The sequence below is a fragment of the Aeromonas sp. S8(2024) genome (assembly GCF_041403085.1).
GTDB lineage: Bacteria > Pseudomonadota > Gammaproteobacteria > Enterobacterales > Aeromonadaceae > Aeromonas > Aeromonas dhakensis.
Genome location: NZ_JBGLRF010000013.1, coordinates 14,229 through 26,335 on the forward strand (window position 1 = coordinate 14,229; position 12,107 = coordinate 26,335).

9 protein-coding genes are annotated in these 12,107 nt (G+C 62.6%); 2 read left to right on the forward strand and 7 right to left on the reverse strand.

Translation table 11 applies throughout. From position 1 onward, the window contains the following. The first annotated feature begins 6 nt into the window (after positions 1 to 6). Entirely contained in the window at positions 7 to 762 is a 756-nt protein-coding gene (locus ACB031_RS21165) for an outer membrane protein assembly factor BamD (RefSeq protein WP_005306434.1), read from the forward strand. A gap of 142 nt (positions 763 to 904) precedes the next feature. Here the strand turns inward: ACB031_RS21165 and ACB031_RS21170 are convergent, their stop codons facing one another. From ACB031_RS21170 to yqhD, 7 genes are all read right to left on the reverse strand, one after another. After that, positions 905 to 2,233: a CoA-disulfide reductase gene (locus ACB031_RS21170; RefSeq protein WP_371140193.1), complete on the reverse strand. Its 1,329-nt coding sequence runs from the start codon at positions 2,231 to 2,233 to the stop codon at positions 905 to 907. 78 nt (positions 2,234 to 2,311) lie between these two features. Next, complete coding sequence (locus ACB031_RS21175) at positions 2,312 to 3,712, reverse strand: L-cystine transporter (protein ID WP_371140194.1); 1,401 nt, start codon at positions 3,710 to 3,712, stop codon at positions 2,312 to 2,314. Between the two features lie 166 nt (positions 3,713 to 3,878). Then, complete coding sequence (locus ACB031_RS21180) at positions 3,879 to 5,186, reverse strand: serine dehydratase subunit alpha family protein (RefSeq protein WP_042050136.1); 1,308 nt, start codon at positions 5,184 to 5,186, stop codon at positions 3,879 to 3,881. Positions 5,187 to 5,501: 315 nt separating this feature from the next. Then, complete coding sequence (locus ACB031_RS21185; protein ID WP_017781197.1) at positions 5,502 to 6,254, reverse strand: ABC transporter substrate-binding protein; 753 nt, start codon at positions 6,252 to 6,254, stop codon at positions 5,502 to 5,504. A 96-nt stretch (positions 6,255 to 6,350) separates the two neighbouring features. Then, complete coding sequence (pntB, locus tag ACB031_RS21190; RefSeq protein WP_005306445.1) at positions 6,351 to 7,835, reverse strand: Re/Si-specific NAD(P)(+) transhydrogenase subunit beta; 1,485 nt, start codon at positions 7,833 to 7,835, stop codon at positions 6,351 to 6,353. Between the two features lie 11 nt (positions 7,836 to 7,846). Further along, entirely contained in the window at positions 7,847 to 9,373 is a 1,527-nt protein-coding gene (pntA, locus tag ACB031_RS21195; protein ID WP_010635814.1) for a Re/Si-specific NAD(P)(+) transhydrogenase subunit alpha, read from the reverse strand. Positions 9,374 to 9,880: 507 nt separating this feature from the next. Next, the gene (gene yqhD, locus ACB031_RS21200; RefSeq protein ID WP_017764817.1) at positions 9,881 to 11,044 is read right to left on the reverse strand and encodes an alcohol dehydrogenase; all 1,164 of its coding nucleotides are present in this window, start codon (positions 11,042 to 11,044) and stop codon (positions 9,881 to 9,883) included. Between the two features lie 145 nt (positions 11,045 to 11,189). On the opposite strand from yqhD, the gene ACB031_RS21205 reads away from it, so the two are divergent. After that, positions 11,190 to 12,092, forward strand: a complete 903-nt coding sequence (locus ACB031_RS21205; protein ID WP_042050108.1) for an AraC family transcriptional regulator — start codon at positions 11,190 to 11,192, stop codon at positions 12,090 to 12,092. The last annotated feature ends 15 nt before the right edge of the window (positions 12,093 to 12,107 follow it).

Below are 12,107 nucleotides of genomic sequence, written 5' to 3' on the forward strand. Positions count from 1 at the left end.
TTGTTGATGGGAAAGAAGTCTCACCTGCTGATGTCACTCGCCTTGGTCGCTACCTTGATCACAGGCTGTTCCAGCACCAAACCCAAGGTACCGGACGAACCGCCGGAGACCCTGTACCAGAAAGCACGCGTCAAGCTGGATGCCGGTAACTACCTGAATGCTATCGAGTTACTGGAAGCGCTGGATTCTCGCTATCCTTTCGGTGCCTACTCCAACCAGGTTCAGCTCGACCTCATTTACGCCTACTACAAGCAGGATGACACTGCCCAGGCGATCGCCAATATCGACCGTTTTATCCGCCTCAACCCGGCGCATAAAAATATCGATTACGTCTTCTATATGCGCGGTCTGACCAACATGGCCGGCGATTACAACTTCTTCCAGGACTTCCTGGGCATAGATCGGGACGACAAAGACCCCTCCTATGCCCGTCAGGCCTTCCAGGATTTCAAGACCCTGTTGCAGAACTACCCCAACAGCGTCTACGCCGCCGATGCCCGTGCCCGCATGATCGGTCTGAAGAACCGGCTCGCCCGCTACGACCTGAGCGTGGCCGAGTACTATGTGAAGCGTGATGCGCTGATCGCCGCCGCCAACCGGGCCAAGCTGATCGTCGAGACCTACCCCGACACGGCCGAAACCGAGAAGGCGCTGGAGATCATGATCAACTCCTACGACACCCTGAAGATGCCGACCCTGGCCCAGCACGCCCGCGAAGTGCTGGCCAAGAACTACCCGGACAATCGTCTCGGTCGCAGCTGATCGCTTGCCGCACAATGAAAAACCGGAGCCTTGGCTCCGGTTTTTTTATGGGCGCTGTTCATGAACGACATGCCCCTTTACCACCCCGTGCCGGCGGCATGGGGAAAGACGGCGCACATCAGCCACGCCGTCATGCCTTGTATTACTTGGCAACGTTGCCCGCCACGTTGAGCACATCCCAGGTGCGGGAGAAGGGCGGCGCGTAGGCAAAGTCCAGCATGCCGAGCTGCTCCGTGGTCACCCCCATGGTGATGGCGACCGCCAGCGCATCGATGCGGTGCACCGCCCCCTTGCGCCCGAGGATCTGCCCCCCCAGCAGCCGCTTGCTGCCCGCCTCGTAGACCAGCTTGACGTGGATGTCGGACTGACCCGGGCAGTAGTTGGTGTGGCACTTGTCCTTGATCACCACGGTGCGATAGTCGATCCCCATCACCTTGGCTTCCTGCTCGGAGAGGCCGGTACGGCCCGCCTCCAGCCCCAGCACCTTGAGTGCCGCAGAGCCGAGGGTGCCCGGGAATTCCTGCTCGGCGCCCGCCAGGTTCTCGCCCACCATGCGCCCCAGCTTGTTGGCGATGGTAGCGAGCGGCACATAGACCTGCTGCTGCTTCACGCCGTGCCAGACGCTGGCACAGTCACCGGCCGACCAGACGTTGGCCAGCGAGCTGCGCCCCTGCCGGTTCACCTTGATGGCACCGTTGCCGAGCCGCTCGATGCCGGTATCGGCCAGGAACTCGGTATTGGGTTTGACCCCGGTGCAGACCACCACTATATCGGCCTCGTACTCGCCATGGCTGGTGCGCACGCCGGTCACCCGGCCCTCTCCCAACAGGGCTTCGACCCGCTCGCCGAGATGGAGGGAGACTCCCTGCTCACGCAGCTCGGTCTCGATATGCTGGGTGATCTCGCTGTCGAACGCCTCCGGGATGACCCGCTCCGCCAGCTCGATCAGGCGCACCTCCTTGCCCTGATGGACCAGCGCCTCGACCACCTCCAGCCCGATAAAGCCGGAGCCGATCACCAGGGCTCGGCGGTTGGCCTTTTCCTGCACGGCGGCCTTGAGGGCCAGCCCATCGGCCATCCGGCGCAGGCCGAATACCCCTTCCTGCTGCAGGCCTGGGATGGGCGGCATCACTTCGCGGGCGCCGGTGGCGATCATCAGCCGATCGTAGCGATCGGTGAAGGTGTCGCCGTTATGTTCGACCTTCAGCGTCTGAGCATTGGCATCCAGGCTCAGCACCCGGTGGCCGGTCTTGACCTCGATCCCCTTGGCGGCGAACTGCGCCGGGGTGAACTCGGCCATGTAGCCGGGCTCCTGAAACTCGTCGCCAACGAAATAGGGCAGACCGCAGGCGCCGAAGGAGATCACCTCGGACGCCTCATACACCACTATCTCAGCCTCTTTGGCCAGTCGGCGCGCCTTGGCGGCCGCACTCATGCCGGCGGCTTCGCCACCGATGATCACGATTCTCATACTTGCTCCTGTCAATGACGCAGGGAGGGCATGCCCTCCCTGTGGTTGATGGCGGAAGGGATCCCCTCCCGCGGCGGATCAGATGGTGGACTCTTCGCCGTCCAGACAGACTTCCTGCTCGCTGTTGAACACCGCCATGTCGGTCTCCCCCAGCAGACGGCTGGTGACGGTACCGGCGGTGATGGAGCCGGAGACGTTCAACGCGGTACGGCCCATGTCGATCAGCGGCTCGATGGAGATGAGCAGACCGGCCAGCGCCACCGGAAAGTCCAGCGCGGAGAGCACGATCAGGGCGGCGAAGGTGGCGCCGCCACCAATGCCGGCCACCCCGAAGGAGCTGACGGTGATGATGGCGATCAGGGTCATGATGAAGGCCGGATCCATGGGGTTGACCCCCACGGTCGGCGCAATCATGACCGCCAGCATGGCCGGATAGATGCCGGCGCAGCCGTTCTGGCCGATGGTCGAACCGAACGAGGCGGCGAAGTTGGCGATCCCCTCCGGAATGCCGAGCGCCTTGGTCTGGGTCTGCACGTTCATCGGGATGGAACCCGCACTGGTGCGGGAGGTGAAGGCAAAGGCCAGCACCGGCATGATCTTCTTCAGGAAGCGGGCCGGGTTGATGCCCACCAGCGCCACCAGCAGCAGGTGCACGGCGAACATGATGGCGATGGCACCGTAGGAGGCCAGCACGAAGTTGAGCAGGTTGATGATGTCGGCGTAGTTGGAGCCGGACACCACCTTGGTCATCAGCGCCAGCACGCCGTAGGGGGTGAGGCGCAGCACCAGGGTCACCATCCGCATCACGATGACGTGAGCCACCTGCATGAAGTGGCCGAAACTCACGAAGATCTCCGGCTTCTTGCGGGCGATACCGGTGGCGGAGAGGCCGATGAAGATGGAGAAGATCACCACGGCGATGGTGGAGGTCTTGCGCGCCCCCGTCATATCGAGGAAGGGGTTGGCCGGGATGAACTCCAGCACCATCTTGGCAAAGGACATGCTCTCGACGCTGCCGAGGGTGGTCTGCAGGGCCGCCCCGCGGGCGGTTTCGGCGGCGCCGGCGGTGAGCCCCTCGGCGGTCAGGCCGAACAGGTTGGACATCAGGATGCCCGCCCCGGCGGCGATCATGGTGGTGAAGATCAGCACGCCAATGGTCATGGCGCTGATCTTGCCAAGGGCGGTGCCACCGTTGAGCTTGAGGATGGCCCCAATGATGGAGACCATGATGAGCGGGATGATGATCATCTGCAGCAGCTTCACGTAGCCGCTGCCGACGATATCCAGGTAGTCGCCGGTCTGCACCAGCACGTCGGAACCGGCCCCGTAGAGCAGCTGCAGGGCGGCGCCGAACAGGATGCCCAGCCCCAGCCCCGAGAAGACCCGGCGGGTGAAGCTGACGTGGGTCTGCTGCAACCGATAGAGAAACAGCAGCAACATGGCCAGGATGGCCAGATTACCTATAACGCTAAGAGTCATGACGATATTCCCCAAAATGATCGGGCCAGGCCCGAAGTGTGCGGACGAGTGCCCTGTACGCACTCCTCCCTGAAACCTGCCGCGTCGTGGCGGCGTGCCCCCCGGTGTGGCCGGGGTGGCGTCAGCTGGCAGAAAAACGGAGGGTGGCCTGCGCCACCCTCTTGCATCACTCGGCCTTGCCTTGTTGCTTGGCCCGCATGATGTTGATGATCTCGATATCGGTATCCAGCATCCCCTGCTTGGAGAGGCGGCCCAGGTTGGCGATGGTCTGATCCACGTCGTCGGAGACGATGCCTTCGCTCTGGGGGACCCGCAGATTGTTGATGGCCATCAGCGAGGATTTCACCGCCGCCGAGGTCGAGGTAGAGACCTTCATGGAACAGGCGCTGCCGGCACCGTCGCAGATGATACCGGAAACGTCGCCAATCATGTTGTTGATGCAGTGACTAATTTGCTCGAACTGACCGCCCAGCAGCCAGGTGATGGCGGCCCCCGCCCCCATGGCGGCGGTGCTGGCGGCACAGAGGGCCGACAGCTTGTTCTGGTAGGTCTTGATGTAGATGGCGACCAGGTGGCTCATCACCAGCGCCCGGGTCAGCTGCTCGTCGCTCGCCTGCAGGAAGCGGGCGGCGGCGACCACCGGCATGGTCGCGGCAATGCCCTGGTTGCCGGAGCCTGAATTGGACATGGCGGGCAGCATGGCACCATCCATCCGCGCGTCGGAGGCGGCGGAAGAGAGGCGCATGGCCAGGGTCATCAGGTCATCGGAGAGCAGCTTGCGCTCCACCTGCTCGGTGAGGATCTTGCCGATGCGCAGGCCATACCCCTGCAGCCCTTCGTCCGCCAGCGCCTGGTTCATGGTGGCCGCCTCGCGGATGAAGTCGATCTCGGCCAGCGGCACCTGCAGGGCGAACTCCACGATCTCGCGCAGGGTCATGGCGGGCTTGCTGGCAGGCGCGGCCTGGATCTGCACGCCGGGGGCGCTGTCCTGCGCCATCAGCACCTCGCCATCGCGCTCCATCAGGATGATGCGGGTGTGGTCGGTACAGATCACCACCCGGGCGCTGTGGCCCTCTACCTCTGCCAGCACCTCGGCGTAGAGCACGTCCGGCACATCCTTCACGTCCACCTTGATGGCGGACAGCAGCGCCTTGGCGGCTTCAACCTGATCCGGCGTGAGGGTCTTGAGCACCTCCAGCCCGGCATCCGGGTTGCCGCCGGTGATGCCGACGGCGGCCGCCACCGGCAGCCCTATCATGCCGGTGCCCGGCACCCCGACCCCCATGCCGTTCTTGAACAGGTTGCCGCTGACCCAGACGCTGACGCGGGTCGGCACCTGCCCCAGCAGCTTGCGGCAGTTGGCCGCCGCCAGCGCCACCGACATGGGCTCGGTGCAGCCAAGGGCCGGCACCACTTCACGCTTGAGCAGGGTAATAAAGTCGGTCCATTGTGCGTTCATTGCGATGTGTCTCATGTTCATGGTGCCCGCATGGGGGCGTGTATTGTGCAGTCCGGCCCGCCGTGCAACGGCGGAGCGACATATAACCAGTATGGCGGGAGATGCCGGGCTGGCGGCAGCCGAATGAGGGCCGCGCCTATGATCGGAGCCGCTGTGGCGCTGGGCAATCCGATCAACTTTTGGTAACTCTAAAGCAATAGGACTCAAATAAAATTGAGCCGACTCGCTTTTTGCGCAGGCATTATGCCCCACTGGCGGTGAAGTGCCACAAAATGTGAACAGGCGCACAACAGGGTGATAGCGGCCCGGTACCGCCGGTTCAAGACGGGGTCAGAGCCCGTAGCGGGTCAGCAGGGCCTGATACTCGGGGGTCTGCTTGAAGGCCTTGAGGGCGAGGGAGAACTGATAGGCCAGCCGTTCGTTGCCGGGCCTGTGGGTAAAGGCGAGAAAGTTGCGGTTGCTCTCGGTCACCATCTTTTCGCTGTGACCTACCTGATCCTGCAGACCCTGCCCCTTGAGCAGGTAACGGCCCACTATCTGGTTCATCACCACCGCATCCAGCCGGCCGGCCATCATCAGGTGCAGCTGCTTGATCATGTTGCTCTCCCCGGTCATGGGCACCCGGGTGAACAGGGCCGAGGTCAGGAAGGGCTCGCCATAGGCGTAATCTGCCTGGGTGCCGATACGCAGCCCCTTGAGGCTCTCCAGGCTCTGATAGTCGACAGGCTTGCTGAAGGGGAAGAAGATCACTTCGCCGCTCTGGGAGAGGGGTTCATCCGGATAGTGCAGCCACTCCAGCCGCCGCTCCTCGAAGAAGACGTCGACCACGGCATCGCCGCGCTGGAACCTGGCCTCCTGCAGCACCCGCTTCCAGGGCAGCACCTTGACCGTGGTCTGGTAGCCCATCCGTTTGAGCACGGTGCGGGCCAGCTCAAGATCGGCACCACCCAGACTGCCGTCGTCGAGGCGCATCACATAAGGCGGCCACAGTTCGGTGAGCAGAGTCAGGGTCGGCGGCTCGGCGGCCTGCACCAGGCTCCCCCACCAGAGACAAAACAGGATCCATCCTTTCCGCCACACCATGCCGCGCTCTCCCTCTGTGCATTGGCTGAGGATATACCAAAAAGTAAGTAATAAAAAAGGAGGCCGCAGCCTCCTTTTTGCTTTCCTCTCCGGCGCTTACAGCGCTTTCAGGATGGCCTCGACGCTGGCCTTGGCATCGCCGAACAGCATCTGGGTGTTCTCTTTGAAGAACAGCGGGTTCTGCACACCGGCATAGCCAGTGTTCATGGAACGCTTGAAGCCGATGACGTTCTGCGCCTTCCACACTTCCAGCACCGGCATGCCGGCGATGGGGCTGCCCGGATCTTCCATGGCAGCCGGGTTGACGGTGTCGTTGGCACCGATCACCAGCACGGTATCGGTATCGCTGAAGTCTTCGTTGATCTCGTCCATTTCCAGCACGATGTCGTACGGGACTTTCGCTTCCGCCAGCAGCACGTTCATGTGGCCAGGCAGACGACCGGCAACCGGGTGGATACCGAAGCGCACCTTGACGCCGCGATCACGCAGCTTCTGGGTGATCTCGGCCACCGGATACTGGGCCTGCGCCACCGCCATGCCGTAGCCCGGGGTGATGATGACGGAGCTGGAGTTTTTCAGCAGCTCGGCCACGTCTTCGGCACTGGTCTCGCGGTATTCGCCCATCTCCTGGTCGGCCGTGGAGGCCACACCGTCGGAGCCGAAGCCACCGGCGATCACGGAGATGAAGGAGCGGTTCATCGCCTTGCACATGATGTAGGAGAGGATCGCACCGGAAGAACCCACCAGGGCACCGGTGACGATCAGCAGGTCGTTGGAGAGCATGAAGCCCGCCGCCGCTGCCGCCCAACCGGAGTAGGAGTTCAGCATGGAGACCACCACCGGCATGTCGGCGCCGCCGATGGAGGCAACCAGGTGCCAGCCGAAGGCGAAGGCGATCAGGGTCATCACCAGCAGGGCGAAGGTGGAGCCACCGGCGTTGACGAAGTGGATCATCAGCGCGATGGAGACCACCACGGCCAGCAGGTTCAGCTTGTGGCGGTGCGGCAGCATCAGCGGCTTGGAAGAGATCAGGCCACGCAGCTTGCCGAACGCCACCACGGAACCGGTGAAGGTCACCGCACCGATGAAGACGCCCAGGAACACTTCCACCAGGTGGATGTTCAGCATGGCGCCGGTCAGGTGCTCGACCTGGGCGACGCTGTTGGCCTGTTCGAAGGCGGCGCGGGCCGCAGCCAGAGTGGCATCCAGGTTGGAACCGACAGAGACCACCACTTCAGCCGGAGCAGACGGGTGCAGATCGATGAAGCTGTTGAAGCCCACCAGCACGGCCGCCATACCCACGAAGCTGTGCAGCACGGCCACCAGCTCGGGCATTTCGGTCATCTCGACCTTGAGCGCCAGACGCACGCCGATGGCACCGCCGATCACCATGGCCAGGATGATCCAGTGAACGCCACTGGTTTCCGGGTTGAATACGGTGGCGAGCAGGGCGATGGCCATACCCGCGATACCGAACAGGTTGCCATGTTTGGCCGTCTCTTGCTTCGACAGTCCCGCGAGACTGAGGATGAAGAGCACGGCGGCAACGATATAGGATGCTGTTACCAGTCCTTGAGACACGTTAAACCCCCTTAATCCTTACGGAACATCTTCAGCATGCGCTGAGTGACGGTGAAGCCGCCGAAGATGTTGATACTGGCAATCAGCACGGCGATGAAGGCCAATGCGGTGACCAGGGTCGACCCTTGCCCAATCTGCAGCAGGGCACCGACCACGATAATGCCGGAGATGGCATTGGTGACCGACATCAGCGGCGTGTGCAGGGCGTGAGAGACGTTCCACACCACGTAGTAACCGACCACACAGGCCAGGATGAATACGGTGAAGTGAGAGAGGAACGCGGCAGGCGCCACGGCAGCAACCCAGCCGAAGGCGGCGATGCCGAGGGCACCGAACACGAACTTCTTGTTGGAGGGTTTGGCCTCTTCTTTCTTGGCAGCCGGTTTGGCGGCGGCCGGCTTCTGCGGGGCGGCAGAGACGGAGATGGCGGGCGGCGGGAAGGTCACTTCACCGGCCTGGATCACCGTCATGTTGCGCTGCACCACGTCTTCGAAGTCGATGGCGACGTTGCCGTCCTTCTCCTTGCACATCAGCTTCATCAGGTTGACCAGGTTGGTACCGTAGAGCTGGGAGGATTGGGCAGGCAGACGACCCGGCAGATCGGTGTAACCGATCACCTTGACGCCGTTGTCGGTGACATGCAGTTCACCCGATACCGTGTATTCGCAGTTGCCGCCAGCCTGGGCAGCCATGTCCACGATGACGGAACCCGGCTTCATGCTGTCCACCATCTCTTTGGTGATCAGCTTGGGTGCCGGCTTGCCCGGGATCAGGGCGGTGGTGATGATGATGTCCACTTCCTTGGCCTGCTGGGCAAACAGCGCCATCTCGGCCGCGATGAACTCTTCGCTCATGACCTTGGCATAACCATCGGAGGAGGAACCATCCTCGCCGCCGAAGTCGAGCTTGAGGAATTCGCCACCCATGGACTCGATCTGCTCGGCCACTTCCAGACGGGTATCGAACGCACGCACGATGGCACCGAGGGAACCGGCAGTACCGATGGCGGCCAGACCGGCGACACCGGCACCGATCACCAGCACCTTGGCGGGCGGCACTTTACCGGCGGCGGTGATCTGGCCGGTGAAGAAGCGACCAAACTGGTGCGCGGCTTCAACGACGGCGCGATAGCCACCGATGTTGGCCATGGAGGAGAGGGCATCGAGGGACTGGGCACGGGAGATCCGCGGCACCATGTCCATCGCCATCACATTGATGTTGCGCTCGGACAGCTTTTTGACCAGCTCAGGGTTCTGGGCGGGCCAGATGAAGCTCACCAGAGTGGCACCATCTTTAATTTGTGCGATCTCGGCATCGGTCGGCGCATTGACCTTGAAGATGAGGTCGGCTTGCCAGACGCTCGGCACCACGCTGGCACCGGCAGCCTCGAAGGCGGCATCATCGAAGCTGGCCAGCAGGCCGGCACCGGCCTCGATAGCGACCTCGAAGCCGAGCTTTTTCAGCTGCTCAACGGTGGCCGGGGTCGCTGCGACCCGGGTCTCACCGGCGAGACTCTCTCTCGGTATTCCAATCTGCATGACTATTCCCTGATGGTTAATAAACAATCGCTGCCCAGTGTCGCATTTCTGGCGAAACAAGACATGACCAAAGTGCAGGTCACGGGCCCTTTGTTATGAAAATCAGTAGGCTTTACCTCAACCTCCTGTCATGGTCAGGCCCCCGCTTTTCAGGCGCGAAGGTGATTAGTATCAAATTTTGGAGTTTTATTACAACCGCAGTCCCGGCAGCGCGCGTACAGAATTCAGCCCGTCCCGGACCATGATTTAAAAAAACAAACCAAATTAGCGACTTATACCAGTAAAAAGCGCTGGAAAAAGTGATCCAACCAGTCAAAAAAAATGTTTTACCGGCCCTCTATCTTAGCGCTTTTTGTTCTTACGAAATCCGCACGGATCACAGATATCAGGCCGAAAACGAAAAAAGTAACTGTTTTGTAACAGACAAGGGGCCGTCTACCCGCCAAATAGGCGGATCCGGCCCCTGTTATTTAATCGTTTCGATGGTGACTGACCGGTGTGCCCGGCTTACCAGGCCGCCTCATAAATATGCTGGCTCTGCACCAGGTCGATATCGCCGTGCTCGCCGATGGCGGTCATGCCGTGTTCCGCCAGCTTGCCGAGCAGGGTATCAATTCCTGCGTCCGCCACGCCGTAATCCCGCAGCCGGGTCTTGATCCCCATCCGCTCGAAGAAGTCGCGGGTGGCGGCGATGGCGCCGTCGATGCGTTCAGCCTCGCTGCCACTGCGCAGATCCCACACCCGCTCGGCGTATTGCAGCAGCTTGGCGTGTTTCTGCTGGCGCTTGGCCTGCAGCAGGGCCGGCAGCACCACTGCCAGGGTCTGGGCGTGGTCGAGGCCGTGCAGGGCGGTGATCTCGTGGCCCAGCATGTGGGTGGCCCAGTCCTGCGGTACACCGGCTCCGATCAGGCCGTTCAGCGCCAGGGTGGCACTCCACATGATGTTGGCGCGCACCTCGTAGTTTTCCGGCTCCACCAGTGCCTTGGGGCCCTCTTCCAGCAGGGTCAGCAGCAGGCCCTCGGCGAAGCGATCCTGCACCTTGGCGTTGACCGGGTAGGTGAGGTACTGCTCCAGGATGTGCACGAAGGCATCCACCACCCCGTTGGCCACCTGACGGGCCGGCAGGGTGTAGGTGAGCACCGGGTCGAGCACGGCGAAGCGCGGCATCACGAACGGCGAGAAGAAGTGCACCTTGTCGCCGGTGCTGCGACGGGTCACCACGGCGCCCATGTTCATCTCGGAACCGGTGGCCGGCAGGGTCAGCACGGCGCCGAGCGGGATGGCGGAGCGCACTTCATTGCCCACGGTCTCGAGGATGTGCCAGGGATCCCGGGCCGGATCGTAGTGGGCGGCCGCGGCGATGAACTTGGTGCCGTCCAGCACGGAGCCGCCGCCGACGGCCAGCAGGAAGTCGACCCGCTCGGCGCGGGCCAGCTCGACCGCCCCCATCAGGGTCTCGTAGGTGGGGTTGGGCTCGATGCCGCCGAATTCAAACAGGGTCATGCCGGCCAGTTCGCTGCGGATCTGGGCCAGCAGGCCGCTGCGCACCACGCTGCCGCCACCGTAGGTGATGAGGATGCGGGCGTCGTGTGGCAGTTGGGCACGCAGCTGGGCGACCTGGCCCTTGCCGAACAGGATCTTGGTCGGGGTATGCAGGGTGAAGTTGTTCATCGACATTGCCTTTTTAGTCTCTGGCGGCCAGGCCGCAAAAATGTGATTGCATTTTTCTCCAGACAACCAATACCATCAAGACAACATCCTGCTCGTTCTTTGCCTATTTCTACAAAGCAGCCAGAACAGACTCCAAGAGCATCCCATGCAGACACGCTACACCGACCTCGCCGCCAAGCTGGCTCACCACGTCACCGCTCCCGGCATCACTCCCTCGCCGGTGGATCAGGTGAGCCTCATCTACACCACCGAATACCACGGCCGCACCCCGGTGCTCTACCAGCCGCGGATGATAGTGATCCTGCAGGGACACAAGGTGGGCTATCTGGCGGACCAGGTGTTTCGCTACGACCCCAACCACTACCTGCTGATGACCCTGCCGCTGCCCTGCGAGTGCGAGTGCTTCGCCTCCCCCGAGCAGCCCCTCATCGGCTTCTCCCTCGAGATCAACCTGGTGACCCTGCAGGAGCTGCTGCTGGAGCTGGGGGATGCCCTGCCCGCTCCCGCTCCGCAAAAGAGCGGCGTGCACTCTGTGCCCCTGTCGGAGGCCATGTTCTGCGCCGCCGAGCGACTGATCGATCTGATGGACAAACCCCACCACGCCCGGGTGCTGGGGCCGCAGACGGTGCGGGAGATGCTGTTCTACGCCCTGCACGAGGGGGGCGGCCCGGCGCTGCAGGCGCTCGCCAACCGCCACAACCATGTGGGCCAGATCGCCCGGGTGCTGCGTATGATAGAGCAGCGTTTCGCCGACAACCTGACCATGGAGGAGCTGGCGCGGGAGGTGAACATGAGCGTCTCCGCGTTCCACCACCACTTCAAGGCGGTCACCGCCACCTCGCCGTTGCAGTACATCAAGTCGTTTCGCCTCCACAAGGCGCGGATGATGATGCTGCACGACGGCATCAAGGCGGGCACCGCGGCGGCTAGGGTCGGCTACGAGAGCAACTCCCAGTTCAGCCGGGAGTACAAGCGCTTCTTCGGCAGCACGCCGACGGATCAGGCCTCCCGCTTCCGGGAAGGCCAGCTGCGCATCATAGAGGGATAACCAGAGAGGAATTGT